This is a genomic window from Sorangium sp. So ce394 (assembly GCF_051474665.1).
In the GTDB taxonomy this organism is placed as follows: Bacteria; Myxococcota_A; Polyangia; order Polyangiales; family Polyangiaceae; genus Sorangium; species Sorangium cellulosum_D.
Window position 1 is genome coordinate 9,925,367 of record NZ_CP150339.1, and the last position, 26,339, is coordinate 9,951,705.

Annotated in this window: 20 protein-coding genes, 1 tRNA gene and 1 pseudogene; 10 read left to right on the top strand and 12 right to left on the bottom strand. The window is 73.0% G+C overall.

Annotation, left to right across the window (positions count from 1 at the left end; all coding sequences use genetic code 11):
* The first annotated feature begins 76 nt into the window (after positions 1–76).
* Both WMF33_RS36675 and WMF33_RS36680 read left to right on the top strand, forming a co-directional pair.
* Positions 77–1,363 (top strand): hypothetical protein, encoded by a 1,287-nt coding sequence (locus WMF33_RS36675; protein WP_437332960.1) that lies wholly within the window; start codon positions 77–79, stop codon positions 1,361–1,363.
* Positions 1,364–1,492: 129 nt separating this feature from the next.
* On the top strand, positions 1,493–2,536 hold the full coding sequence (locus WMF33_RS36680; RefSeq protein WP_437332961.1) for an AraC family transcriptional regulator: 1,044 nt from the start codon (positions 1,493–1,495) through the stop codon (positions 2,534–2,536).
* Between the two features lie 15 nt (positions 2,537–2,551).
* Here WMF33_RS36680 and WMF33_RS36685 read toward each other — a convergent pair whose 3' ends face one another.
* The 6 genes and pseudogenes from WMF33_RS36685 to WMF33_RS36710 all read right to left on the bottom strand — a co-directional run.
* Entirely contained in the window at positions 2,552–3,112 is a 561-nt protein-coding gene (locus WMF33_RS36685; RefSeq protein WP_437332962.1) for a DUF6817 domain-containing protein, read from the bottom strand.
* A gap of 52 nt (positions 3,113–3,164) precedes the next feature.
* A complete protein-coding gene (locus tag WMF33_RS36690; RefSeq protein WP_437332963.1) occupies positions 3,165–4,370 on the bottom strand; it encodes a cytochrome P450 in 1,206 nt (401 codons plus the stop codon).
* Positions 4,371–4,405: 35 nt separating this feature from the next.
* Positions 4,406–5,698 (bottom strand): MFS transporter, encoded by a 1,293-nt coding sequence (locus tag WMF33_RS36695; RefSeq protein ID WP_437332964.1) that lies wholly within the window; start codon positions 5,696–5,698, stop codon positions 4,406–4,408.
* Positions 5,695–6,756: an aspartyl/asparaginyl beta-hydroxylase domain-containing protein gene (locus WMF33_RS36700; RefSeq protein ID WP_437332965.1), complete on the bottom strand. Its 1,062-nt coding sequence runs from the start codon at positions 6,754–6,756 to the stop codon at positions 5,695–5,697. Before WMF33_RS36700 ends, WMF33_RS36695 begins: the two co-directional genes overlap by 4 nt.
* Positions 6,753–7,925 carry a cytochrome P450 gene (locus WMF33_RS36705; RefSeq protein WP_437332966.1) on the bottom strand — a complete coding sequence of 391 codons (1,173 nt, stop codon included), beginning with the start codon at positions 7,923–7,925 and terminating at the stop codon, positions 6,753–6,755. Before WMF33_RS36705 ends, WMF33_RS36700 begins: the two co-directional genes overlap by 4 nt.
* A gap of 543 nt (positions 7,926–8,468) precedes the next feature.
* Positions 8,469–8,738 (bottom strand): annotated as a pseudogene (locus WMF33_RS36710) (FAD-linked oxidase C-terminal domain-containing protein); the annotation flags it as partial.
* A gap of 269 nt (positions 8,739–9,007) precedes the next feature.
* Here WMF33_RS36710 and WMF33_RS36715 point away from each other — a divergent pair.
* Positions 9,008–9,082 (top strand) — tRNA-Gly (locus WMF33_RS36715).
* A gap of 64 nt (positions 9,083–9,146) precedes the next feature.
* Here WMF33_RS36715 and WMF33_RS36720 read toward each other — a convergent pair.
* From WMF33_RS36720 to WMF33_RS36730, 3 genes are read right to left on the bottom strand one after another with little or no spacing between them, the layout of a single operon-like run.
* Entirely contained in the window at positions 9,147–10,166 is a 1,020-nt protein-coding gene (locus tag WMF33_RS36720; RefSeq protein ID WP_437332967.1) for a DUF2891 domain-containing protein, read from the bottom strand.
* A gap of 10 nt (positions 10,167–10,176) precedes the next feature.
* Positions 10,177–11,133: a DUF979 domain-containing protein gene (locus WMF33_RS36725; protein ID WP_437332968.1), complete on the bottom strand. Its 957-nt coding sequence runs from the start codon at positions 11,131–11,133 to the stop codon at positions 10,177–10,179.
* The gene (locus tag WMF33_RS36730) at positions 11,130–11,822 is read right to left on the bottom strand and encodes a DUF969 domain-containing protein (RefSeq protein ID WP_437332969.1); all 693 of its coding nucleotides are present in this window, start codon (positions 11,820–11,822) and stop codon (positions 11,130–11,132) included. Before WMF33_RS36730 ends, WMF33_RS36725 begins: the two co-directional genes overlap by 4 nt.
* Before the next feature lie 206 nt (positions 11,823–12,028).
* On the opposite strand from WMF33_RS36730, the gene WMF33_RS36735 reads away from it, so the two are divergent.
* Positions 12,029–12,484: a GNAT family N-acetyltransferase gene (locus WMF33_RS36735; RefSeq protein ID WP_437332970.1), complete on the top strand. Its 456-nt coding sequence runs from the start codon at positions 12,029–12,031 to the stop codon at positions 12,482–12,484.
* A gap of 68 nt (positions 12,485–12,552) precedes the next feature.
* On the opposite strand, the gene WMF33_RS36740 is transcribed toward WMF33_RS36735, so the two are convergent.
* The 3 genes from WMF33_RS36740 to WMF33_RS36750 are packed head-to-tail and all read right to left on the bottom strand — an operon-like array spanning position 12,553 to position 15,919.
* Positions 12,553–14,814 carry a molybdopterin cofactor-binding domain-containing protein gene (locus WMF33_RS36740; RefSeq protein WP_437332971.1) on the bottom strand — a complete coding sequence of 754 codons (2,262 nt, stop codon included), beginning with the start codon at positions 14,812–14,814 and terminating at the stop codon, positions 12,553–12,555.
* A gap of 2 nt (positions 14,815–14,816) precedes the next feature.
* Positions 14,817–15,275 carry a (2Fe-2S)-binding protein gene (locus WMF33_RS36745; protein WP_020739441.1) on the bottom strand — a complete coding sequence of 153 codons (459 nt, stop codon included), beginning with the start codon at positions 15,273–15,275 and terminating at the stop codon, positions 14,817–14,819.
* The gene (locus WMF33_RS36750) at positions 15,272–15,919 is read right to left on the bottom strand and encodes an Isoquinoline 1-oxidoreductase subunit (protein ID WP_437332972.1); all 648 of its coding nucleotides are present in this window, start codon (positions 15,917–15,919) and stop codon (positions 15,272–15,274) included. The genes WMF33_RS36745 and WMF33_RS36750 overlap by 4 nt, the downstream gene beginning before the upstream one ends.
* Before the next feature lie 733 nt (positions 15,920–16,652).
* Between WMF33_RS36750 and WMF33_RS36755 the strand changes: the two genes are divergently transcribed.
* The 6 genes from WMF33_RS36755 to WMF33_RS36780 all read left to right on the top strand — a co-directional run bounded on the left by WMF33_RS36755 (position 16,653) and on the right by WMF33_RS36780 (position 26,185).
* The gene (locus WMF33_RS36755) at positions 16,653–18,008 is read left to right on the top strand and encodes a serine/threonine-protein kinase (protein WP_437332973.1); all 1,356 of its coding nucleotides are present in this window, start codon (positions 16,653–16,655) and stop codon (positions 18,006–18,008) included.
* 11 nt (positions 18,009–18,019) lie between these two features.
* Positions 18,020–18,955, top strand: a complete 936-nt coding sequence (locus tag WMF33_RS36760; RefSeq protein WP_437332974.1) for a PEGA domain-containing protein — start codon at positions 18,020–18,022, stop codon at positions 18,953–18,955.
* Positions 18,952–19,683, top strand: a complete 732-nt coding sequence (locus WMF33_RS36765) for a hypothetical protein (protein ID WP_437332975.1) — start codon at positions 18,952–18,954, stop codon at positions 19,681–19,683. Before WMF33_RS36760 ends, WMF33_RS36765 begins: the two co-directional genes overlap by 4 nt.
* A 136-nt stretch (positions 19,684–19,819) precedes the next feature.
* The gene (hrpA, locus tag WMF33_RS36770; protein ID WP_437332976.1) at positions 19,820–23,590 is read left to right on the top strand and encodes an ATP-dependent RNA helicase HrpA; all 3,771 of its coding nucleotides are present in this window, start codon (positions 19,820–19,822) and stop codon (positions 23,588–23,590) included.
* Between the two features lie 124 nt (positions 23,591–23,714).
* Positions 23,715–24,746: a hypothetical protein gene (locus WMF33_RS36775; RefSeq protein ID WP_437332977.1), complete on the top strand. Its 1,032-nt coding sequence runs from the start codon at positions 23,715–23,717 to the stop codon at positions 24,744–24,746.
* A complete protein-coding gene (locus WMF33_RS36780) occupies positions 24,740–26,185 on the top strand; it encodes a serine/threonine-protein kinase (RefSeq protein WP_437332978.1) in 1,446 nt (481 codons plus the stop codon). Before WMF33_RS36775 ends, WMF33_RS36780 begins: the two co-directional genes overlap by 7 nt.
* The last annotated feature ends 154 nt before the right edge of the window (positions 26,186–26,339 follow it).

The following is a 26,339-nucleotide window of genomic DNA, read 5'->3' on the forward strand; positions in this document are numbered from 1 at the left end:
ATCCTTCGACGCGTCCACCACGGAGCGCGGCGACGCGCTTCATCACGAGGCTTGGAGGTTGTTCATGATCCATCGAATGCGAATCTCGCACAACCCGACGAACCGCCGGATCGCCGTGGCCATCGCCGCGGCCATCGCCGCCGCGGGGTGCTGCGCGAACCCGAACGACGACAGCCACCAGGAAAGCGGCGGCACGCCGGCCAGCGCGGGCTCGGGCGGCAGCGGAGGCTCGGAGGGCACCGGCGCCTCGGGCGGCAGCGGAGGCTCGGGAGGCGACGGCGGCGCCGGCGGCAGCCTCGCCCCGACGCACGCGGGCATCATCTCCATCCAGGATGTCTCCATCCTCAGCGCCCCGCAGGCCGGTCACGGCCTCACCGTGCAGATCTTGTTCACCGCAGCAAACGCCCCAAGCTACGAGGAAATGCCCGGTCAGCTCACCGGGTGCAAGGCATGGATGTACGACGTGCAGGACGACCCGCCGCCGCCGCTCACCGATCAGGGCGCCGTCACGATCTCCGGGCTTGCGGGCGGCGCACTCCATTGCCGCTTCCAGGGCAATGGCTACGTCTGCCCGGCGCACAGCGGAACGGGCGAGGCGAGCGTGACCCCCGGGACGACGGGCACCGCGGCCTACGTGCTCCGCGGCGCGGCGCTCTCCGCGGACGACGTGGGCCGCTACCTGCGCGTGAACGGCGCAGCGACGGCCGCAAACAACGGGGCGTTCCCCATCGTGGCCGTCGAGTCGAGCGAGACCGCGATCGTGGCCAATCCGCGTGCAGCCGAGGAAGCGTTCGTGGCCGACCATGTCGTGCTCGCCGGCGCAGGGCCCGTCCCGAACAACCCGATCGATCCCATCGCGAGCGGCGATGAGGTCGTCGTGGGGATCGAGCCCGGCGGCGCGATGGCCTTCGAGCTCGCCGATCTGGGGCCCATCGCGGCAGGGGGCGAGTTCCAGCTCGACGGCGCGTCGCAATCCACCCTCGGCGCGGTGCCGCTCGACGGCGCGCCGATGACCCTGGGCTGCGCCGGGGAGGGCGGGAGCTGCGGGGCCGCGCAAGGCACGCTCGTGCGCATCACCAGCACCGACGGCGACGTCGAGGGAGCCTCGCCGTTCGCGATGCCGCCGCCCAGAGGCAAGCAGGTGGAGATCCAGTGCGTCACCCTGGGAGGCGACGGATCCATCACGGTACCCGCCGGAGCGATGAAGCTGCTCCAGGAGGCGCACCAGGCGTCCTCCATCACGCGCATCCGGACCGCGTTCATGCGCGAGGGCGTGGCGAGCGCCACGAACCCCGAGCCGCAGCCCCGGAACACCGTCCACGTCCTGGCCGGGCACGGGATCCTCGGCTTCACGAGCCCCTGAGCCCGCAGGAAAAGCGCGCTCCCCTGACCCGTGCGCCATGCCTGACGCGCCCACGATGGCTCTCGTCGCGCGGATCGCCGCCCGCGAGGAGCTCCGGTCGCTGGCATGCAGCATGCTGGCGCGGAGCGCATGGTACGACCCCAACCGACCGTCGTGGCGCGGGTGGTCCAGCGTATCGTCGACCACGCGCTGCGGGACGGCGTCCGGCTCGACGCCATGCGCCGCGCGGCGCGCCTGCCGCCGTCGCTCGCCGAGGACCCCGCACGACGCATCGAGCTCGACGGCGTCATCGACCTGTGGACCTACCTGGGTCGGACGCTCGACGATCCTTCCTTGCCCATCCGGGTAGCGCAGGCGGCCGCCATCGAGGACCTGCACGTGCTCGGCTTCGCGATGATGACCGCGCCGTCGGTGCGCGACGCGGTCGACACCGTCGCTCGCTACGGCCCGCTGCTCACCGACTCGGGCCGCTGGGAGGTGACCGAGACCGCGAGGCGCGTCCACGTCCGGTGGTACCGCGCGCGGCCTCTCACCCTGGGACACCGCCTCTCCAACGAGACGGCCGTCGCCCAGGGCCTCGGTTGCCTGCGGCGGATCGCCGGCGCGGATCTGACGCCCGTCGAGGTGACCTTCCGGCATGCCGCGCCGCCTCGCCGGGCCGGACACGGCGCGTTCTTCGACTGCCCCGTGACCTTCGACGCCCCCCACGACGGGCTCTCCTTCCGCCGCGAGCTCCTCGACGCGGTGCCGCCATCGGCCAACCGGACGCTCTGGGAGTACCTGTGCAGGTCCGCGGAGGCGCTCTCGCGGGAGCTCGCCCCGCGATCGCGCGAGGACGCCGTCCGACACGCGATCGTCCGCGCGCTGTCGAGCGCCGACGGCGGCGTCCCGTCGCTCCCGCGCGTGGCCCGCGCCCTCGGCACGACGGAGCGGACCTTGCGCAGGCACCTGGACGCCGAGGGGACCAGCTTCCGGCGCCTCGTCGACGACGTGCGCCGCGAGCGCGCCGGCAGCCTGCTCCGCAGGGAGACGATCAGCGTGACCGAGATCGCGCTAGAGCTCGGCTTCGCGGACACGACCGCGTTCAGCCACGCTTGCCAGCGATGGTTCGGTCGCGCGCCGCGCGAGCTGCGGGGGAGCCTCCGCGCCGCGTCCGGCCCCGCGACGCCCTGACCGCTGCCCCCGGGGTCACGCGTGCTGATGCGCGCTCGCCGGCTCGCCCAGGACGGCCTGGCAGTGCGCCCAGGCGCCGTCGCTGAGCAGCGGCCGCGTGCGGGTGAACAGCTCGAGCAGGTCGGCGCCGTACCTGGCGCGAAACGAGGGATTGTGGCTGGCGATGTCGACCTCGTTGGCGGCGGTGATCTCCATGAGATTGCGGAGCCGCTCCTCGCTCGGCGTCTTGATCTCGTTCGTGAAGCGATCGCGCCACTGGTCGGACGGCTCCATGAGCCGAGGATAGGTGTACTCGCGATCGCACGCGCCATAGAAGTAGACGAGCTCCTCCGCGTACGCGCCGATCATCGCGGCCACGCGCGGGCGCTCGGTGAGCGAGAGCATCGTGTAGTAAGGATCGGGCGAGCCGTCCGGCGCGAAGAGCGCATGAAGGATCCCCGCCTCGCGGACCTCGTCGCTCGCCCCCCATTTCCGCAGCATCGTCTCGACCCGGAGGAGGTGCGCCAGCAGCGTGCCCCCCGGATGCTTGACGTTTCCTGCCCCGAGGGACACCAGCAGTTCGACGCACTGTTCCATGATGTTGTTCCTCCTAGAAATTCGATGCTTCTCGACGATGGGATCCGGCCGGTCACCACGCGACGGGCAGCCGGTACAGTCCAAAGGTGCGGCGGTCGTACTTGAACGGCAGCTCCTCGACGCCGCCGACGACGCGGAGCGCCGGCAGCCGCTCGAACAACGTGCGGTAGCCGATCTCGAGCTCCGCGCGCGCCAGGTTCTGCCCGAGGCAGCGGTGAATGCCGTAACCGAACGCGAGGTGGTGGCGCGCGCCGCGATGGATGTCGAGCGCGTCGGGATCCGCGAACGCCCGCTCGTCGCGGTTGGCCGACGCGCCGAGCACGAAGAGCCCCTCGCCGGCGCGCACGCGCTGGCCGCCGATCTCGATGTCCTCGAGCGCGACCCGATCGAACGCTACCCAGTCGACGATGGAATGGTACCGCAAGAGCTCTTCGACGGCGTCGGGCCACAGCTCGGGCCGGGCGCGCAGCTCGGCGAGGAGCCCGGGGTTCTGCAGGAGCGTGAACACCCCGAGCGAGAGCATGTTCGCGGTGGTCTCATGCCCGGCCACGAGCAGGAGGAACACCATGCCGACCAGCGCGTCGTGCGACAGCTCGCCGGCCGCGCGCCGCTCCAGGGCCAGGCGGCCGATCAGGTCGTCGCCCGGGCTGGACTCGGCCGCCGTCACCAGCCCATCGAGGTAGTCCCAGAGCTCCTTGCGCGCACAGGTAGCCTCCTCCGTGCTGAAGAAACCGGCGATCATCCGGGTCGTGCGCGACTGGAAGTACGCGCGATCCTCATAAGGCACGCCGAGCAGCTGGCAGATGACCAGGGTCGCGACCGGGAAGGAGAACGACTCCACGAGATCCGCCTCGCGGCCCTTCGACATGTCGTCGATCCGCTCGTTCACCACCCGCTCGATGAACGAGCCCAGCTCGCGGATGCGCCGCGCGCTGAACTCGCCCGCGAGCATCCGCCGATAGACGTCGTGCTCCGGCGGATCCATGTCGATGAACTGGCCCGCCTGCTCCTGCGGCGTGCCCACCATCGCCGCGAACGGGTGCCCCGGCCGCGTCGGATCGGTGCTGATGCGGCGATCGGTGAGCACGCGCTGCGCCTCCGCGTGCCGCGTCACGAGCCAGATCGGCGGACCGTCGCGGAACGACACGCGCACGAGCGGCGCCTGCCGGCGCATGGACTCGTATTCTGGCGGCGGCGCGTACGGGCAGCGCCGCGGCATGGGGAAAGCCGGGAGGTTCTCGTCGTGGACATCGACCATGGCGTGGCTCCGTGGAGAGTTCGATCGAGCGCGCATCAGGCGGGCTCCATGCCCGCGTCGGGCAGGTCGCGCATGCGGACCAGCGGGGACAAGAGCAGCGGCAGGAGCGAGAGCAGCAGGCCGGCGATGCCCATCCACAGCGCCGCGCGGACGCCGTACCGCTCGCCGAGCGCGCCGCCGAGGAGCGAGCCGAGAGGCATGGTGCCCCAGACCAGAAAACGCATGGTCGCGTTCATCCGGCCGAGCAGGCGCTCCGGCGTGATCGCCTGGCGAAAGCTGATCTGCGAGACGTTGTAGACGACGATGCCAATCGCCTCCACGAACGTGCCGGCCACGAAGAAGGCGAGCCTCATCCCAGGTTGCGTGAACGGGACGAGCAGCACGAACGGCTGAAACAGGAGCGGGCCGAGCCAGATGATCCGCGCCGAGCCGATGCGCCGGGTCATCGGCCCGACCACGGCCCCGCCGACGAGCCCGCCGACCGCGCCCGCGGCGAGGAGCGTCCCGTAGACCTCGGGCGAGAGCCCGAGCTCCCGGAGCAGGAACAACGCCTGCACCGCCAGCGCGGCCGAGAAGGCCAGGTTGGCGAGCGCGGAGCGCAGCGCGATCATGCGCAGGATCGGGTGGCCGATCACGAAGCGCACGCCCTCGCGGATCTCACCCAGCAGGCCGCGGGGGCGGTCGCGCGGCGGCGCCGGCTCGGCGGCGTCGATGCGGCCGAGCAGCAGCGCCGAGCACACGAAGCTCACCGCGTCGGCGACGATCGCGACGGGCGCCGAGAGCAGGTTGACCAGCCAGCCTCCGACGCTCGGCCCCGCGACCTGGGCGCCGGAATTGACGATCTCCAGCTTGCCATTGCCGTCCACGAGCCGATCCCGGTCGACCAGCGTGGGGACGTAGCTCTGGTAGGCCACATCGAAGAACACCCGGGCGACGCTCACCCCGAGCGCCACGACGTAGAGCTGCAGCAAGCTGAGCTTGCCGAGCCACCAGGCGACAGGGATCGAGCCGAGCAGCGCGGCGCGGATCAGATCGGTGCGAATCAGGATCGAGCGCCGGCGCATCCGGTCCACCCACACCCCCGCCGGCAACCCGATCAGCGCGAAGGCCGAGGTCTGGGCGGCGAACAGGAGGCCGACCTGGAAGGGCCCGGCGTCGAGCGCCAGGATCGCCACGAGCGGCAGCGCGACCAGCGTGATCTGCGTGCCTACCTGGCTGATCGTATCGGCGCCGAAGAGCAGCATGAAGTTCCGGTGGCGGAACAGGCTCGGCCCCGCCGGCGCCCCGGCCCGCGTCACGACGGCCCGCGTCACGACGGCCCGCGTCACGACGGCCTCACGCGCTCCGCGGGCAGCTCGAGCGCCCGGGTCTGGTCCCCCACGCGCGAGCGCAGCGTCACGGTCGGCGCGCGGCGCGCGTCCACGGTGATCTGCACGGTCCGCTCCATCGTCCAGCCGGCGAAGCGGAACTCGCCGCCTCCGACGTGCACGAGCGAGAACGCAGGCTCGCCGTCGAGCAGCAGCACGAGCCGATCGCCGCGGACGTCGATCGTGGCCCGCCGCGCGCGCGGCGCCGTGAGGAAGGCGCCGTCCGGCTCCTCGAACGACGGGAACGAGCTGGGCATCTGGAAGCTGCACCGGCACGCGTCGCGCTCGGCGGGAGAGAGCGGCACGACGGGCGCCGCGAAGAGCGTGTTCGCCAGAGCGGCGGAGGTCTGGAACGCCGGGGGGAAGAGCGCCAAGAGCTCGCGCGTGGGCTGGCAGTCGATCACGAGGTGAATCCGCGTCACCGGGTCGCTGTTGCGCACCACGTGCGGACGGGTGAAATCGGCGTACCAGAGCTCACCCGGCGGCCAGCGGTGGGTCTCCTCCTGGATGGTGAGGATCGCGCCGGGCGTCGTGACGATCGGGACGTGCAGCCGGACGATTCCCCACGGCAGGCTGTGCTTCGTGTCGTTGTGCACCGGGCTCGCCGCGCCCGGGCCCAGCGACTGCAGCCGCACGCAGCGCAGCGGCGCCGGAATGCTGGCCAAGAGCTCGGCCAGGTAGGGCGCCTCGCGCAGCCATCGCGTGTCGGCGAACTCCTCCAGCGAGGGGCCGCCTGGATCCGTCCGATCGGGGTCGCCCCCGATGCTGCGCAGCGGCAGCTTGCGCCAGTCGACGTCGGCGCCGCGGCTGACCCCTTCTCCGGTGAGGATGGTCGGCTTGGACCACTCCTTCGCGCGCAGCGCGCTCACGTCGGCGAGCATCCGCTCGACGTCGAAGCCGAGGGAGAGGCGCGCGGTCGCGGGCAGCACGGCCAGGATGGGCGAGAGCGGCCAGGGATCGAGCTCGCTCGGGCGCTCGTCGTGCGCCGGCGTGGTCATGGGTGCGGCGGTCGTGATCATGAGGCCTGCAAGGTGAGGGGTAGACGATCGGGATATCGAACCGTGGCGCGGCGCTGCCGGTGCACGGGACCCGCGAGGCGCAGCGGCGCGGGCAGCTGGAGCATGCTGCCGAGCAGCGCCTGCAGGACGATCCGCGCCAGCTGGGTCCCGGTACATGCGTGGGGTCCCCGGCCGAAGGCCAGGTGTCGATTCGGCCGGCGATCCAGCACGAGGTCGTCGGGCGCGGCGAACTGCTCGGGATCGCGGTTGGCCGCGCCGAACAGGAGGAGCACGACCTGGCCACGCTCGATCCGGGTCTCGTCGATCGTGGTCGCCTCCAAGCAGATGCGGCTCGTGCCCTGGATGGGCCCGTCATAGCGCATGAGCTCGTCGACGCCGGTCTCGAGCAGGCGGAGGTCGCGCAGGCGCTCGAGCGCGTCGGGGTGCCGGAACATGGCCAGCACCATGTTGGCGGCCGCCGACACGGTGGTGCTGAAGCCGGCGAGGAACATCACCCGCACCGTGCTCCACACCGCGGCCTCCGGGACACCGGCGCTGTGCCGCTCGTCCAGGACCTGCGCGAGCAATCCGGGCCTGAGCCCGCCGCCGGCCCACGATCTCATGAGATCGTTCATCTGCCCCCGGGCCGCCACCGCCGGCCCGATCGCCTCGGGGACGAGCGCGGCGTCCATGGCGCGCTCGACCGCGTCGGACAGCGCCACGATCGACGCGATCGCGGGCGGCTCGATGCCGAGCAGCCGGGACATCGCGGAGAGCGCGAGCGGGCGCGCGACATCCGCGGTGAAGTCGAACGAGGGCGCGTCGGCGAGGCGCGCGAACGCCGCGGCCGCCTCCTCGGCGACGAGCTCGCCGAGCCCGGACATCGCCTGATCGCGCAGCGCGCCGGCAAACAGGTCGCGGACCGGCGTGTGCTCGGGAGGATCGAGCCCCTGCAAGCTGGGGTGCTCCGCGCCGGGAGGCGCCACCTGACCGGCGCGTCGCGCGTCGCTGGCGAACCTGGCCGGATCGCGCAGCACGGCGATACAGTCCTTGTAACGAGTCAGGACCCAGGAGTCGAGCCGCTCGTGCCACAGCACCGGGCACGACGAGCGCAGGCGCGCGTAGATCGGGTATGGGTCTGCGACGGCTTCGGGAGACAGCGGATCATAGTCGCTCGGGCTGCGGGGCATCGGATCCTCTCGCGTCTTTCGCTCTCATGAAAAGCAAGAGGGGCCAGGCCGCTTCTCGGCCTGGCCCCCTCGCCGTGCGGGTCACCAGCAGTACTTCACGGGAGCCTCCTTTTGGAGAGATGTTGTAGCCGCGAACTCGACCGAAGGTATGCGACGACATGACAGCCGTCAAGACAGCCTCATGTCGATTTGCTGCCATCGCAATGTACCGGTAAGCGAGCGCGAGCAGCGGAATCAGCCTATGACAACGTCGCCATGGACACACAGAATCCAGCTATTTTCACCGCCATGCACACCTAGTTAATTTAGGTTATGCACTGTTAAGTTGTGTTACACGTATGTCCGAGCCGTAAGATTCCTCAGCTCAGCGGAGGCTCGATTCACCGTGTAGGGCTCCGGCGACGATCATCATCAATCGTCACGAACACAGGTCTCACATGTAGCTCTGGAGCGGCGTTCGGACGAGAGGGCATGAGCCGCCAAGACGCCGAGAGCGCCAACTGAGAAGACGCTCGGACGAGAAGAGGAGGAATCACCGAGACGTCAACGAGAGAAGATGCGCCAAGACGATGAGCAGAGGTCGTGGCGATCGAAGACCACGATCGGGTGGAGGTCGCCGTCGCCCGCGCGCGCCACCGTCCCGACGGTGGTCTGCGCCTCGTGCGTCTCGTCAGAGATCGCCTCGATGCGCCGGAGCATCTCCGGCAGGAGCGGCAGCGGCACCGCGACGTCGTCGACGAGCACCGTGCCGAGCCGCTCGAGCGCCGTGAGCGGGAGGCGGCGCGCCGTGAGCAGCGACCGCGGGACCGCGGAACGCGAGGCGCTGCCCCCGCGCGCCGCGCCTCACGGGCAGGGGGCTCCCCGGGGGCGCGGGGCGGCCGGGCGAGCTCGTGCCGTCCGACACGCACGATCGCTCCAGGAGCACGCACTTCAGCGCTTGACTACGGCGGCGCCGGTTGATACTCCTCCGCCGCCTCGACGGAGACAGCCCTCCGGCGGTGGCTCGGCGCAGCTCGGGATCTTCTCCGAGCGGCCCCGATGAGGGTGCTCTCCAGCTCCCTCCGTTTCTGTGCCCGACGTTTGCGGGAGTAACTCAGTGGTAGAGTGCAACCTTGCCAAGGTTGACGTCGCGGGTTCAAATCCCGTCTCCCGCTCCACGATCTCGACGTCCTAGACGCTGCGGCGCCAAGCAGGCGCCGCGCAGCGCACCGTTGTAGCGCGTCACTCCGCCCCGGCGCCCAGCGCGAGGAGGGCGAAGCTCGCGAGCCAGTGCTCGCCCATGTAATCGCCGGCCACGTGCGGCAGGCTGGCGTCGAGGTGCCGCTCGGCCGCGTCGAGCGCGCGGGCGCGGACCGGATCCCCTTCGGGCAGGGCCGCGGCGAGCGAGCGCCAGCAGAAGGCGCGGCTCAGGTTCAGCCCGTCGAGGTGGGCGATCTTGCCGTCGCTGCGGTCGCTGACCGTCGCCGGCGCGAACAGGGTCGCGGGCTCGCCCTCCGCCGCGCGCGGCAGGAACCGCGCGAACCAGCCGCGGAACTCCGGTCCGGGCAGGACCCGGCGCATGCACTCGGCCTCGATGAGGGCGGGCGAGAGGAAATCGTCCTGCGAGGGCTCCCACGCCTGGCAGTCCGCGTCGCGGCCGTACCACGCCCGCGCGGACCCGGCGCAGCGCCCCGCGAGCCGCTCATCGCCCTTCACGGCGGCGTACTCCAGCGCGAGCGCGAGGGCGAAGGCGCTGTTCGTGTGCGCGCCGGCGCGGACCGGGTACGTGGCCCGGGGCAGGTACTCGAGGAGCCGCTCGGCGAACGCGTCGCCGAGCGGGGCCAGCGCGGCCGACCACCGGCGGCCCTCGTCGGTGCCGTAGCGCGCGAGCTCGGCGGCGAGCAGGAGCAGCCACGCCCACCCGTACGGCCGCTCGAAGCCGCGGCTCTCCGGCCGCCGGAGATAGTCGAGCTCGGCGGCGACCTTGTCGGCCGTGAGCTGCGCCTCCAGGAGCGCGCGGATCGCCGCCGCGCCGGGCGCGCCGGGGAAGAGGCGGTACACCCGCGCGAGGAGCCAGTGGCCGTGCACGCACGAGTGCCAGTCGAAGCTGCCGTAGAAGATGGGGTGCAGATCGCGCGGGCCCTTCACGTCCTCGGGGCCGGACATGACGTGATCGAGCTTGTTCGGATACTCCCGCGTCACGTGCCCGAGCGCGATGGCGGCGAGACGCGAGGCGATGTCCGGTGTGAGCACGTGTGCCATGGATGGAACCTCAGCGCCGGAAGGCGAGCAGGTACATGAGGAGCGTGTTCCCGACCAAGAGGAGCAGCGCGGTGGGGAGCTGGGCCTTGATCACGCCGTCGCGGTCGGGCAGCTCGAGCAGGGCCGCGGGCACGATGTTGAAGTTGGCGGCCATCGGGGTCATCAGCGTGCCGCAGAAGCCGGACAGCATGCCGATGGCGCTCATCACCGCCGGGTCGCCGCCGAGCCGGCGCACGATCAGGGGCAATCCCACGGCCGCGGTCATGACCGGAAAGGCCGCGAACGCGTTCCCCATGATCACCGTGAACACCGCCATGCCCACGGTATAGGCCGCCACCGCGGCGAGGCGGCCGCCGAGCGGGAGCGCGCTCCCGGCCAGCCCCCCGACCACGTCGCCGACGCCCGCGGCCGCGAACACGACCCCGAGCGCGGCCAGCATCTGGGGCAAGATCGCCGCCCAGCCCACGGTGTCGAGGAGGCGCCGGCCCTCCTGCAGCGGGGCGAGCAGCGGCGGGCGCAGCCACGCCACCGAGACCGCGAGCGCCAGCACCACGCCGAGCGCCAGCGAGATCAGCGTGGCCTGGCCAGCGTGGAGCAAGGGAGATCCGTGGATCTCGACCCGCCGGAGGACGAGCGCGCCCAGGAGGGCGGTCGCCGGGATGATCAGCGCCGGGACGAAGAGGCGATCCCCGCGCCGCTCGGCGCTCGCGCGCCGCTCCGCGGGCGTCGTCGTGGCGGGGCGGCCCTGGCCCAGGCCCCCGACGCCGGCCAGGAGGACGAGCGCGATCGCGAGGACGCCGTTCGCGAGATCCCCGAGGCGCGCGCCGAAGAGGAAGCTCGCCGCGAGGAGGCCCCAGAAGAGGGCGTTCTTCCAGCGCTTCGGGTTCTCGCGGTCGACCGCGCTCAGGGCGGACGCCGCCGCGAAGAACAGGCCCGCCGCGACGTAGCCGACGTCGAGGGTGATCACTCGCGCGCCTCCCCGCCGTCCGTGCGGGCGAGCTCGCGCCGGAGCCGCCGGTCGAGCAGGAGGAGCCGCGTCCCGTGGACCAGGAGCGCCAGGATCGCCGTGGGGATGGCCCAGACCGACAGCTGGAGCGGCTCGACGAGGATCCCGTTCTGCTCGAGGAACCCCTTGATGAGCAGGATCGACGCGATGGCGAGGAAGATGTCCTCCCCGAAGAACAGCGCCACGTTGTCGGCCGCCGCCGCCGCGGCGCGGATCCGGAAGCGCGCCGCGTCCGGCAGCGGCCCGTGCCGGTTCTCGGCGGCGGCCTCGGCCATGGGCGCGATCAGCGGCCGGACCATCTGCGCGTGGCCGCCCAGCGAGGTCAGGCCGAGGGCCGCGCTGAGCTGCCGTATCATGAAATACGCGAGCAGGAGGCGGCCGGTCGTGACGGTCTTCACCCGCGAGACCAGCGCGCGCGCCCGCTCCTGGAGCCCGGAGCGCTCCAGGAGGCCGATGACCGGCAAGACCAGCCAGACGAGGCTGACATAGCGGTTGTCGTTGAAGGCCTTGCCCAGGGCGGAGATCCCCTGGACGAGGCTCATCCCGGCCGAGAGGCTGGTCACGACGGCGGCCGCGGCGACGACCAGCAGCGGATGGATCCGGACGACAAAGCCGACGACCACGACCGCGACCCCGAGGAGCGTGAGCATGCTTCTTCCCCCGTGTTCGCGGGCAACGTCGCACGCGGGCGGCGGCATCGTCCATGGGCGCGCGCAGCGCGGCGCGCCCGGCCGCTCGTCCTTGACGTCGGCCGGCGCTTCGGATTGCCTGCCGCGAGGCGGCGGCTTCAGGGATTGCTGACGACGTCGCGAGGGACCGGACCCGCAGACTGCACGCGCAACGGAGGATCGACGGAGTGGACCACCCGGCAAGCGAAGAGCTCGTCATCTCGTCGGACAAATCGCGCCTCGATCGCGCGCTGATCCACGCCGTCCTCGCCTCCGCGTACTGGAGCAAGGGCATCCCCAGGGAGGTGGTCGAGAGGGCGATCGAGGGCTCGCTCTGCTTCGGCGCTTACAAGGGCGGCGCGCAGATCGGCTTCGCCCGGGTGATCACCGATCACGCGACGTTCGCGTACCTGGCCGACGTGTTCATCGTCGAGGCGGAGCAGCGAAAGGGGTACGGCAAGGCGCTGATGGCCCACGTCAGCGAGGCCCTGGGCCAGCTCCGGCTGCGGCGGACGCTGCTCGCCACCGCGGATGCGCACGGGCTCTACCGGCAGTTCGGCTTCGCGCCGCTCGAGAAGCCGGACAGGTTCATGGAGATCAACATCCCGGACATCTATCAGCAGGGCAAGACGGGGACGCCGTAGCCGCGGCGCGCTGCGCTGCCGCGGGATAGGGCCGCTTCAGGAGAAGGGCTCCGCCGCGGCCGCCCCCGTCACAGCCCCAGGCGCCGCAGCGGGAGCTCCCGCGCGCGCGTCTTCGTCAAGGCGAACACCGCGTTCGCGATCGCGGGCGCCACCGGCGGCACCCCGGGCTCACCGACGCCGCCGGGCGGCGCGTCGCTCCTCACGATCTCCACGTGGATGCGCTTCGGCACCTCCGTGCTCCGCACCACCGGGTAGTCGCGGAAGTTCGTCTGCTCGACCGCCCCGCCCTTCACCGTGATGGCGCCGTGGAGCGCGATGCTCATCCCGAAGACGACCGCGCCCTCCATCTGCGAGCGCACGCGATCCAGGTTGACGACCGTGCCGGGGTCGGCGACGAGCCACACCTCGTCGACCTGCACCTTGCCGAGCGCGTCCTTCGACACCGCGGCGACCACCGCCACGTAGGTGAGGAAGCTCCGGTGCGCGGCGAGGCCCACCGCGCGGCCCGCCTTGCGAGCGGCGGCCCACCCCGAGATCTCCGTCACGCGCTCGATGACGTGCCGCAGCCGGCCCACGTCGACCGGGTGCTGCTCGATCGGCGCCCCGTAGTTCGGGACCTTCTGCACCCCCAGCTCGGCCGGCGACGCCTGCCGGGCCGGGCCGAGCACCTCGAGCAGCACGTCGCGCGGATCGGCCTGCCGCGCGTGGGCGATCTCGTCGATGAAGCTCTGCACCGCGAAGGCGTGGAAGATGTTGCAGACCGACCGGAGCCACCCGATCCGGACGTGCGCCGGCGCGTCGCACGCCTCGGCGCGGACGTTCGGAGACGCGAGCGCGAGGTCGAGCACGCCGAGGCCGAGCTCGTTCTCGCTCGGGGTCTTCACCTTCCCGTCGAAGGTCGACGGGATCGGCGGAAACGCCGTCCGGTGCAGCCAGGCGCTCACCTTGCCGTCCGCGTCGAGCCCCGCCTTGAGGTACTGCGCGCTCACGCTGTGGAAATACCCGCTCTGCACGTCGTCCTCGCGGGTCCACTGCACCCGCACCGGCGCGCCCATGGCGCGCGCGAGCAGCGCCGCCTCGGCGCAGTAGTCCGGCTTCGACTTCCGGCCGAAGCCGCCGCCGAGGAACGTCACGTGCACCGCGACCTTGTCCTCGCCGACGCCGAGCGCCCGCGCCACCTCGGTCCGCGCCGCCTGCGGGTTCTGCGTCGGCGCCCACACCTCGCAGCCGTTCGCGTCGACCCGCGCCACCGCCGACGGCGGCTCCATGGCCGCGTGCGCCAGGTGCGGCACGTAGTACTCGGCCTCGATCGTGCGCGCCGCCTTCGCGAACGCCCCGTCCACGTCGCCGACCTTGCGCACCACCTTGCCCGGCGCCCGCACCGCGGCCGAGAGCGCCTGGCGATAGCTCCCCGAATCGTACGCCGCGTTCGCGCCGTGATCCCACTCGATTTGCAGCGCCGCGCGGCCGCGCATCGCGGCCCACGTCGTGTCCGCCACGACCGCGACCCCGCCGAGCGGCTGGAACCCGACCGCGCCGCCCGTCGGACCCGGCAGCTCCACGAGCTTCTTCACGCCCGGGACCGCCAGCGCCCGCGCCCCGTCGTACCGCGCCACCTTGCCCCCCACGACCGGCGGGCGCGCGATGACCGCGGTGAGCATGCCCGGCAGGCGTACGTCTGCGCCGAACTGCGCGGCGCCCGTCACGATGGCCGGCGCGTCGAGCAGCGGGAGCGGGCCGCCGACGCGCTTCAGCTCGGCGACGGGGCGGAGCGCGACGGTCTTCGCGTCGGGCACCGGGAGCTTCGCCGCGTCGGCCACGAGCTCGCGGAAGTCGAGAGAGCGCTTCGACTTCGCGTGGTGGACGGCGTGCTGCTCGGCCACGCACTCGGCGGCAGGCACGCGCCACTTCTTCGCCGCGGCCGCGACCAGCATGGCGCGCGCCGTCGCGCCCACGCGCCGCATCGGCTCGTAGCCGTTGCGCACGCTGCGCGAGCCGTCGGTGTTCTGATCGCCGTAGGCCTTGTCGCCGTCGCCCTGCACGATCTTCACCCGCGCCATGTCGGCGCCGAGCTCGTCGGCGACGAGGACCGGCAGCGAGCTGCGGATCCCCTGCCCCATCTCCGACCGGTGGCAGACGATCGAGACCGTGCCGTCGGTCCCGATGTGGAGGAACACCCCGGTGCGGAGCCCCGGCTCTTGCGGCAGCGTGGAAGACGGCGGCGCGGCCTCGGCGTCGCCCTCGGCGAGCCCGAGCGCGAGCCCGCCCATCGCGAGCCCGAGCCCCGCGAGGAAGGAGCGGCGGAGGAGGACGACGCGTTGCTGTTCCATCTTCACTCCGTGGGCAGGCCGGCGGCCTTGCGGACCGCGGCGCGGATGCGCGTGTACGTACCGCACCGGCAGATGTTGCCGGCGAGCGACTTGTCGATGTCCTCGTTCGAGGGGCGCGGGTTCTTCCGCAAGAGCGCGGCCGCGCTCATGATCTGCCCCGCCTGGCAGAAGCCGCACTGCGGGACGCCGAGCTCCACCCACGCGCGCTGCAGCGGGTGATCGCCGGCCGGGCTGAGCCCCTCGATGGTCGTCACCGAGCCGCCGGCGGCGCGCTTCACCGGCGTCACGCATGCGCGCACGGTCTCGCCGTCGATGTGCACCACGCACGCCCCGCAGAGCGCCTGGCCGCAGCCGTACTTGGTCCCCGTGAGGCCGAGCACGTCGCGCAGCACCCAGAGCAGCGGCATCTCCGGATCCACGTCGAGCTTCTGCTCGGCGCCGTTCACCTTCAGGATGATCATGGTCGGGACTCCTCGGGCGGGCACGCGGCGCCCGCCTTCACCCACGCATCGATGAGCGCGCCGAAGGCCGCCTGCGAGCCGGGCGCCTTCGTGCGGCCGTGCCCGGGCGCCCACCCCCACGCGACGAGCTCGTCGTGCGCGGCGTGCTCGGCGATCTGCGCGAGCGTCTTCTTGCCGTTGCGCGCCGGATCCTTGATCTGGGCGCAGATCGCCGCGGGCGAGCGGCCGAGCCAGGCCATCTCGGCCGGCGCGAGGTGCCAGCCCGGCGCCCCGGGCACGCGGGCGAAATCGAGGTTCTGCACCTGGTGGCACGACGTGCACTCCAGCGCCGCGAGCCCGCGATCCGCCGGGCCGCGCTCGACGGGCGGGCTGTGGCGCTCGCCGGCGTCGCCCTGGCGCGGGACCCCGTCGTGCGGGTGGCAGTTCACGCAGCGCGGATGGAGCAGCACCTTGCTCGCCTCGAGAAACAGCGAGGCCGCGCGCGCGTCGTCGTCCCGGATCGACGCGAACGCCTCCGGGCTGCGGAGCTCGCCCGGGGGCACGGGCGGGAGTTGGACCGGCTTGGGCGCCTCCGCGGGAGGGGCATCGCACGCCGCGGCGAGGAGGCCGACGCCCGCCAGGAAGCAGAGGAAGAGAGGCTGCATCGCTGCGCGTAGACTGCTTGCTTCGTCCGCGCGACACAAGCCCTGATCGACGGCCGCGCTCGCGAGATCGCGCAGGCTCTGCCGGCCGTCGCTCGCCCGCTCGATCGGCGCCGCGCGAGCGCGGTTGTCGCGACACTCCCCGGCTCCGGGGTGCGCGCCCCGGAGCGGCCTCGTGTCGGCAACGGCACAGATACGTTGCTCGTCATCATCCATCCGGCAACGCCGAGCTCGAACATGCGCCCGATCGCGTCGCTCTCGACATCACACCTCGGGCGACCCCGCCCGCGCGGCGCGCCGACGACCTGCGCCGGCCGCGACGGCGCGCGGTCGCCCGGAGCGCACGGCGGGCGACATCGCGAGTCCAGGCGGCGTGACGGGCCGATCGGCGCGGCGGCTCCCGGCGATGTGGCGCTGCCCGCAAGGCGCGATGCGCGCGGCCGTAGTGACGTGGAGCGCCGCGAGGCGCGCCCACTTCGGTAACCTGGCCTGTAGCGAACTGTCACGAGGGCTCTGTGCGGCGCGGCCTCGCGCCACGATGCGCCACGCCGACTCCAGCCCATGTCCTTGTAACCGTTCAATCGAGACGCTGGCTCGCCGCATGCAAGCCCCCTCCGGCATGAGCAAGACGGTAGGAATGGGTGAGGCCACACAGCCGTCGCCGTGCCTGATCGCCCCAGCTGAGGCAAGGTGCCACACCTCGCCGTCGAGCTCGGACCGCGCGCCTCTGCCGGGGATGCAGGTGGGCGCGCAGCTGCGGCTCCTCCGCGCGCTCGGCCAGGGCGGGATGGGGAGCGTCTGGCTCGCCGAGCACGTGGGGCTCAAGACGCAGGTCGCCGTCAAATTCCTCCGCGACATCTACGCCGATCACCCGCTCGCCGTCACCCGGCTCCGGCGCGAGGCGGAGGCCGCCGCCCGGATCCAGAGCCCGCACGTGGTGCGGGTGTTCGACCTGGGGTTCACCGATCAGGGAGTCCCCTACATCGTCATGGAGCACCTCGAAGGCGAGACGCTCCACGACCTCGTCGAGCGCCGCGGGCGGCTCTCGCTCGACGAGACGGCGACGATCCTGCGCCAGACGTGCGCCGCGCTGGCCAAGGCGCACGAGGCCGGCATCGTCCACCGCGACGTCAAGCCCGAGAACATCTTCCTCGTGGCGGGCGAGAGCGAGCCGTTCGTGAAGGTGCTCGACTTCGGCATCGCCAAGAACACCGCCGAGGAGGCCGAGCGGCTCACGGTCACGGGCGCCATCATGGGGACGCCGCACTTCATGTCGCCGGAGCAGATGGCGGGCGGCGCCAAGGTCGGGCCGCACAGCGACCTCTGGGCGCTCGGCGTCGTGGCCTACTTCTGCCTGACCGGACAGACCCCGTTCGGCGGGGCCACCATCGCCGCGGTGGCGGTCGCGATCGACCGCGGGCCGCCCCCGCCGCCGTCCCGCCTCGTCCCGGGCCTGCCGCCCGCGATCGACGCCTGGGTCCTCTCGCTGCTCGAGCCGGACCCGGCGCGCCGCGTCCAGAGCGCCCGCGCCGTCCTCGAGGCGCTGGACGCCGCCGTCGCCGCCCCGCGCGACGCGCGGCCCGCCCCGACCGAGATCATGCCCCCGCGCGACTCGCTCGCCTCGGGCGAAGGCTTCTCGTCCCTCGTGACCACGCTGATGCCGTTCGGCACGCTCGGCGCCACCTCGCCGCGGCAGCGGTCGCGGGCGCGCACCTGGGCCGTGGCGGCGGCCGCCGTGATGGGGGTGAGCACCCTGGCGTGGGCCGGCGTCACCCGGACGGCACCTGCGTCGGCGGCGCACCTCGCGTCGCTCACGATGCTTGGCGCCGGGACTTCGGCGCACGCCGCCCCCGCCGCCGAGCCCGCGGCCCAGTGCGCGACGAGCGCGCCGCAGCCCGAGGCCCCGGCCAGCGCGCCGCGCCCCGCGGCGAGCGCGCCGCAGCCCGACGTCCAGCCGGCGGCCGAGGCCCCGGCCGCGGCGCCGGCCGCGCGCAAGGCGCCGGTCGCCGCGCAGGCGCGCGCGGCGTCCGGCGAGCCGCCGGCCAAGAAGGTCGCGACGCGAAGCCGCGCGCGGCGCGATCTCGGGTTCTGACGGGGAAATCCATGCACTCCCGGCCCACGACCCTGATGATGATCGCCGGCCTGCTGATCGCGGCCTCCCCCGCGCTCGCCGGCGAGGGCGCGGGCGCCGCCGGCGGCGAGGCCGGCGACAAGGCGCGGACCGAGGCCCGGGAGCTCGTGTACACGGGCGACGAGCTCTTCGCCCAGAAGCGCTACGCGGAGGCGCTCCGCGCCTACCAGCGCGCCGAGCGCCTGGTCTGCGTGCCCACGACCTCCATCGAGGTCGCGAAGACGCTCACCGCCATCGGGCGGCTCAGCGAGGCGCGCGAGCTCGCGTCGACGATCGCCTCGTCGCGCGCGACCCCCGGAGAGCCCTGGCCGTTCACGCAGGCGCGGCGCCGCGCCGACGCCCTGCGCAGCGAGCTCGATCAGCGCATCCCCCGGCTGAAGGTGAGGCTCGCGCCGAGCCCGGCCGGCGCCAGGCTCAAGGTCGACGGGCAAGAGGTGAAGGTCTCCGCGGAGGGGTCGCCGATCGACCCGGGCAACCACTGGGTCGAGGTCGAGGCCGACGGCTACGTCGGCGCCCGGCTGCGGGTCTACGTCCCGGAGCGGGAGGTCACGACGCTGGACGTCGCCCTCGCCCCGGAGACTCCCTCGGGCAAGGCCTCGGCGTGGGCCATCGGCGGGTTCATCGCCTCGGGCGCCGGGCTCGCGGTGGGGCTCGGCGCGGGCGCGGCTTACCTGGGCGCGCGCAGCGACCTCGAGGACGCGTGCCGGCAGGGCACCGCGCGCTGCTCCGACGGCGCGCGAGGCAGCGCCAACACGCTGGGCTGGGTCTCGAACGTGGGGTTCGGCCTCGCCATCGCCGGCGCTGCCGTCGGGGGCGTCGCCCTCGGGCTGGAGAGCGCGCGAGAGCCGGCCTCGAACGTCACCTGGGCGGTCGGCCCGGGCTACATCGGCGTGCGGGGGACGTTGTGAAGGCGCGCTCCGCGGTCGCCTGCGCGCTCGCCGCGTGGCTCGCCGGCTGCCAGGTCATCGCCCCGCTGCCCGGCGAAGGCGGCGAGGGCGGCACCCTCGCGACCGACGGCGGCAGCGTGGAGACCGACGCCGGCGACGCCGGCGAGGCGAGCCAGGACAGCGGGCCCCCGCCGGTGGCCACGCCGCCGCCGCCGCCCTCGCCGCCGCCCCCGCAGCAGCAGATCGGCCCCTGCGAGATCGCCGAATGCTCGACGCACTGCGTCAATTCGATGGATCGGTGCGAGCTCTCGCCGCAGTATCCGTCGGTCGAGGCGTGCTGCACCGTGTGCGAGGCGATGCCGTCGCCCGCGGGCTATGCCGCGTGCCGGGCGGTGGAGACGGGCGATCCCGCCGGCTGCACGGACGCCGGGCCGCTCGGCCCGAACGGCGCCGACGGGTGCGTCGGGCGGTGCGAGACGCTCTGCACGCTCTACGCGGCCCTCTGCCCGCTGCGGGTGCCGGATCTCGAGAGCTGCACGGTCATGTGCTCGCTCTGGCCGGCGCCGGACGCGTTCAACGCGTGCAGCCGGCTGCGCGCCGAGGGCACGCTCGAGTGCCGCATGCAGCTGATCTTCGCCGCGCTGGACGAGGACCTGGACGAGAAGAAGCGCGACGAGCTGTGCCGCGACATCATCCAAGGCCGCTGCCGCGAGCCGAAGTGCGAGGACGGCGGCGACGACGACGATTGACCGGGCGCGCGCGCGCCGGCGGAGGGGTGGCGCGCCGTCGGAGCCGCGCGCTCCCGACGGCGGCGCCGCGCCGGGCTCCGCGAGCGCACGGCTTCGACGGCGCGCCGCGGCGGGAGGTGCTACCCCCTCGCGCACCGTGAGCTCCCGCGTTCCGCACGAATCCTCCCCTGCGCCGGCCGCCCCCGGCGGCCAGACGTCACCGCCGCCCGCGTCCGCGAGCCCGGTCCGCTTTCCCGAGGAGCTGCCCATCTCGGCGCGGGTGCTCGACATCGCCCGGGCCATCGAGGGGCACCCGGTGGTGATCGTCGCGGGCGAGACCGGCTCGGGCAAGACCACGCAGCTCCCCAAGATCTGCCTGGCCATGGGCCGCGGGCTCCACGCGCGGATCGGCGTGACGCAGCCGCGCCGCATCGCCGCCACCAGCGTCGCCGCCCGCGTCGCCAAGGAGCTCGGCGTCGAGCTGGGCAAGGAGGTCGGCTACAAGATCCGCTTCTCGGACAGGACGAGCCCGGCGACGTACGTCAAGTACATGACCGACGGCATCGTCCTCGCCGAGATCCAGGGCGATCCGCGGCTCTCGGACTACGACACGCTCATCATCGACGAGGCCCACGAGCGCAGCCTCAACATCGATTTCTTGCTCGGGTACCTCAAACGCCTCTTGCCGAGGCGGCCGGATCTCCGCGTCATCATCAGCTCCGCCACGCTCGAGACCGGCCGGTTCGCGGCCTTTTTCGACGGCGCGCCCGTCATCGAGGTCTCCGGCCGCACGTATCCCGTGGAGGTCATCCACCGTCCCCCCGAGAGCGGCGAGCCGGAGATCGCCGACGCGGTCGCGAGCACGGTCGAGGAGATCACCGAGATCGACCCGCGCGGGGATATCCTCGTCTTCCTCCCCGGCGAGCGGGAGATCCATGACACGATGGCCGAGCTAGAGCGCCACGGCCTGCCGCACACGACGCTCTTGCCGCTCTACGGGCGGCTCCCGCAGGGCGACCAGCAGCGCGTGTTCCAGTCGATCCCGGGGCGGCGGATCGTGCTCGCGACCAACGTGGCGGAGACGTCGCTCACCATTCCAGGCATCGTGTATGTGGTCGACGCGGGGCTCGCCCGGGTCAACCGATATAGCCCCCGCACCGGCGTCACCCAGCTCCAGATCGAGCCCATCTCGCGCGCGAGCGCCGATCAGCGCAAGGGGCGCGCGGGCCGCGTGCAGAGCGGCGTCTGCTTCCGGCTCTACGCCGAGCAGGATTATCAGGCGAGGCCTGCGTACACCGATCCGGAGATCCTGCGCGTCGGCCTCTCGGGCGTGATCCTGCAGATGAAGGCGCTCGGGCTCGGGGCCATCGAGGATTTCCCGTTCCTCGACCCGCCGTCGAAGCGCGCCGTGGACGAGGGCTATCGGGTCCTCGAGGAGATCGGCGCGCTCGACGAGTCGGGCGCGCTCACGGACATCGGCCGGAAGCTCGCGCGGCTGCCGCTCGATCCGCGGCTCGGCCGGATGGTCCTGGGCGGCGAGCGCGAGGGGGCGCTCGCCGAGGTGCTGATCATCGCCGCCGCGCTCGGGGTGCAGGATCCGCGGGAGCGGCCGCTCTCCGCGCAGAAGCAGGCCGACGACGCGCACCGGAAGTTCAAGGACGAGACGTCGGACTTCGTGGGGCTGCTGAAGCTGTGGACCTTCTACCAGGACGCGCAGGGCCGGCTGACGCAGAACCAGCTCCGGAAGGCGTGCCGCGATCATTTCGTGTCGTACCTCCGCATGCGCGAGTGGGCCGACGTGCACCGGCAGCTCAGCCGCATCACGAAGGAGATGGGCTTCTCGCCGAACGGCGCGCCCGCGAAGGGCGACGCCATCCACCGCGCGCTCCTGCCCGGCCTGCTCAGCCGAATCGGCATGTGGAACCAGGAGAACAGGGTATATCTCGGCGCAAGGCAGACGCGCTTTCAGCTCCACCCGTCCTCGGGCCTCGCGAAGAAGCCGCCCGCGTGGATCATGGCCGCCGAGCTGGTCGAGACATCGCAGCTCTTCGCCCGGATGGCGGCGGCCCTCGATCCCGCGTGGATCGAGGCCGCGGCCGGGCCGCTCTGCAAGCGCAGCTACGGCGATCCTCACTGGGCCGCGAAGCCGGCGGCGGTGATGGCCAAGGAGCAGGTGACGCTCTACGGGCTGCCGATCGCGCGGGACCGCAGGGTCGATTACGGGACGATCGATCCGAAGGCCGCGCGCCCGATCTTCCTCCTCCACGCGCTGGTCCGGCAGGAATACACGACGCGCGGGGCGTTCATGGAGGCGAACCGCCGGCTGTTCGAGGAGGTGAGCCGGCTGCGCGACAAGGCGCGGAGGAGCGAGATGCTGGCGGACGAGCACGCGCTCGAGCTCTTCTTCGACCGCCGCGTGCCGGAGGGGGTGTACAGCGGCAAGACGTTCGAGGCGTGGCGGAAGGAGGCCGAGGAGAAGGACCCGCGGGTGCTTCACCTGTCGCTCGCCGACGTCCTGCTCGACGAGGCCGCGGAGCTCACGCCCGAGCGCTTCCCCGACGCGCTCGACCTCTACGGCGCGACCGTGCCGCTCTCGTACCGCTTCGATCCTGGCGAGGACGACGACGGCATCTCGCTGTCGCTGCCGCTTGTGCTCCTGCCGCAGGCCGATCCGGACGAGCTCGAGTGGATGATCCCCGGGTGGCACGCCGAGAAGATCGCCCTGCTGCTCGAGACGCTGCCGAAGTCGCTCCGCAAGGCGCTGGTCCCGCTCCGGGAGGTCGCCCGGGAGATCGCGGCGGATCTCCGGCCGTTCCAGGGCCCGATGCGGCCGGCGCTCGCGGCCGCCGTCGAGGACCGCACCGGCGAGCGCGTGCCGGCGGACGCGTTCCGGCCCGACGATCTCCCGCCGTACCTGCGCTTCTATTTCCGCGTGGTCGGCGAGGACGGCCGGGTGATCGGGGAGGGGCGCGACCTGCGGGAGCTCAAGGAGCGGCTGTCCGGCCGGGCGCGCGAGGCCTGGGCGAAGGTCGGCAAGGCGGGTCTGGAGCGGGACGGGCTGACGTCGTTCGGGGTCGACGCGCTGCCCGAGCGCGTGCAGGTCGACGCCGGGGGGCAGAAGGTGTTCGGCTATCCGGCGCTGATCGACAACGAGACGTCGGTCTCGGTGCGCGTGCTCGCGTCGAGGGCGGCGGCCGCCGAGGCGACGCGCGCCGGGCTGCGGCGGCTCGTGCTGCTGCAGATGGGGGGCAAGATGAGCCAGCTCGAGCAGCCGCTGCGCAGCGCCGTGGCCGTGAGCGGGCTCGGCGCCAAGGTGGCCCCGGGCGAGCCGGGCCTGGCCCGGCAGATCGCGCTGCGCGCGCTCGACGAGGCGTTCCAGCTCGGCGATCCCGCGGCGTTCCCGAGGACGCGGGCCGCGTTCCAGGCGCGCCTGGACGAGGGCCGGCGGTCGCTGCAAGGCGTGCTGGGGAGGCTCTCGGGGATGGCGCGCGAGATCGGGGTCGAGCTCGATCGCGTGCAGTCGATGCTCCGATCGATGGCGGGGAAGCCGGGCTCGCCGCGGCAGGCGCTCGACGACGTGCGCACGCAGGTCGATTTCCTGCTGCCGGTCGGGCTGTTCGCGCGCGCCCCGCTCGACCGGCTCGCGCACCTGCCGCGCTACCTGCGCGCCGTCCAGATCCGGCTCGAGCGGCTGCCGAACGGGCCGCAGAAGGATCAGGCCAAGGCCGCGCAGGTGCTGCCGTTCTGGCAGGATTACCTCAAGCATCAGCAGGCGCTCCTCAACAAGGGGGTTCCCGCGGAAGAGCTGGAGTCGTTCCGCTGGCTGATCGAGGAGCTGCGGGTGTCGCTGTTCGCGCCCGAGCTGAAGGCGGCTGTCCCGGTGTCGACGCAGCGGCTGTCGGAGCAGTGGAAGCGGCTGCTGGGGTAGCCGGGGGCGTGGCTGCGAATCGAAGCATTACGTCGAAGCGTCCCCAATTGCCACTGATCCAGTGTTTTTGGGGATCCCCTGCAAGCTCCCCTCCGCGTGATCTGTTTTTGGTATGTAGCTGCTGGTGAACATCACGCCGTCGCGAGCGCTCGTTCGATCGCTGCTCTCCCTGGCGCTGGTCCTCGTGCCTTTGGCCGCTGGCGCGGACGCCCCCCCGAGCGGCCCCAAGGCTCGACTCCAGCGCTCGGCCGACCGGGCCGTGGCGGAGGGTCAGCTCGCGGAGGCGCGGGACCTGTGGTTGCAGCTGTGGCAACTCGAACCGTCGGAGAAGGCGGCGTGCAACGTCGGGCAGCTCTCGTTCCGGATCGGGGACATGCCCAGAGCGGCCGAGTTTCTCACGGCGTGTCTGGAGAGGACGCCGGCGCCGGCGGACGCCGGCGCGCGTGAGCGGCACCAGAGCCGAGCGCTGGATCTCGCGCGGGCGAAGCAGGCGGTCGGCGCGTTGACCTTCGCCGTGCCCCGGGGCGCGGAGCTGTCGGTCGACGGCCGGCCCGTTGGGCGGGCGCCGCTCGGGCGCGCGGTGTTCGTCGCGCCCGGCGCGCACCGCGTCCGGGCGGCGCTCGGCGAGGCGGCGACGGAGACCACCGTGGAGGTGCGCGCGGGGGACGCGCGCCAGGTCGTCCTGGATCCCGCCGCGCCGACGGACACCGGAGCGGCAGCGGCGCGCCCGCCGGCGCGGGTCGAGCCGGGCGCGGCGGCGCCGCGTCCACCGGCGCCGCGCGCGCCGGCGCGGGCCGAGCCGGGCGCGGGGCCCGCGCCGGGGCTCGTCCTGCTGGGCACCGTCGCGTCCGCCGGGTGCGTCACGCTCGGCGCGGTGCTGCTCGCGCGGTCGGGCGAGCACGAGCGCAGGTTCGACGACCTGCTCGAGCGCAACCACGGAGGCTACCGGATCGCCGGCCTGGAGCTCCAGCGCGCGCAGCGCGCCTACAGCGCGATGGAGCTCGCCGAGGAGCGCGCCGCGGTCGCGCTGACGGCCGGCGCGCTCCTGGCCACGGCGACGCTGATCTACGCCTTTTACCCCAGGAGCACCCCGAGGAGCCGCGGCCCGAGGTTGACCGCGGTGGGGACGCGGCTCCACCTGGAGGCGGCGTGGTAGATGGGTCTGGGCTGGGATACCGGATCGTCGAGCGGCTGGAGAGCCTCGGCCGTGTGGACGTCTATGCCGCCGTCGATCGCGACGGCCGGGACGCGCTGCTCTACCTGAGCGAGGCGGTGCCCGGCGGGTTCCGCGACGGTCTCGAGCGGCTGCGCGCCGTGAGCCGGCGCATCGAGGAGGTCCCGCTGGTGCTCGACGGCGGCCTCGGGGGCTCGTTCTGCTGGGCGGCGACGGAGCGGTGCGACGGCCGGTCGCTGCGCGCCCTCCTCGAGGAGCGCCCCGGGAGCATCACGCCGCCGTGGGCGCTCTCGCAGGTCGCCGAGGTCGCCGAGGTCCTGAAGATCGCGCACGCCGCGGGGATCTTCCATGGGGATCTCCGCCCGGAGCGCGTGATCCTGCTCGACGACGGCTCCTTCAAGCTCACCGGCCTGGGTCTCGCGCAGCTCTTCGGTCTGAGCGCGGCGGACGCGGCGACGGCGCCGGCGTACCGGGCGCCCGAGCAGCTCGCGGAGCCCGCGGTCCTGGACGAGCGGACCGACGTCCACGCGCTGGGCCTCGTGCTCTACGAGCTGATCGGGCTGCGCCGGCCGTTCGCGGAGCGAGCGCCGGAGGAGCTCGTCCGCTGCATCCTGAACACCACGCCGCTGCCGCTCGAGACCTTCGTCCCCTTGCCGCCGCTGGTCGCGGGCGTCGTGAGGCGCGCGACCGAGAGGCCCGCGGAGGCCCGGTACCGCGACATGGCGGAGCTCATCGCGGCGCTGCACGGCGCGCTCGAGGGCTGGTGTCGCTGGCAGGGCGAGGTCGACCAGGGGGGCGGCCTCGGGGTGCGCCGCGCGTCGATGGCGTCGCGCGGCGGGGGATCGCAGCGTCCGGCGTCGCTGTCCGAGGGGTTGGCGCGGAGCCCGGGCGCGGCAGGCCCGAGGCCTGGGGGCGCGACGCCGCAGGACCGGCGGCACGAGCCGGCGATCGAGGAGGTGACGGAGCGGCCGCGCGACGTTTCCTCCTCGATCTCCACGGGGTCTGCGCCCGGCGCGCAGGCGAACAGGCCACCTTCGCCTCCCGGGAGGCGCACTCGGATTGCGCTCACGGTGGGAGCAGGCGGCCTGGTCCTCGCGGCCGCTGCGGCAGCGCTCCTCGGACGGCTCCATCTCGGCTCGCCGTCTGCGGCGCGCCCGCCGGCCGTCGCGCGGCTCCCGCGCGTCCTCGTGCTGGCTGCGCGCGCCGCGCCGGCTCCCGGGGAGCTGGACGCTGTCCCGAGGAAACGTCCCCTCCGCCCGAGGCCCGCGCTCGGGGCGAGCCCGGAGCCCACGGCCCCCGCGACCGCGGCGGCGCCGATGCCTGCTCCGCCGGAGCCGAAGGAGCCGGTGCCGCCGTGCAACGCGGACTGGTACGAGTGCGGGGCAAGCTGGCCCGACGCGCATTCCAGCACGTTCCGTTGACGCCCTCGACATTTCCAGCCTTTAGCAGGGCTTTCTGTCGATTTCTTACGCGCTTCTGCGACTCCGGTGCTGTATAGGAGGAGCCGTGTAGAGGGCAGTCCGCGACCCTCGCCGGTCTCTGTGCCGGCGAGCGATGGGTTGCGCCCGGAGGCTC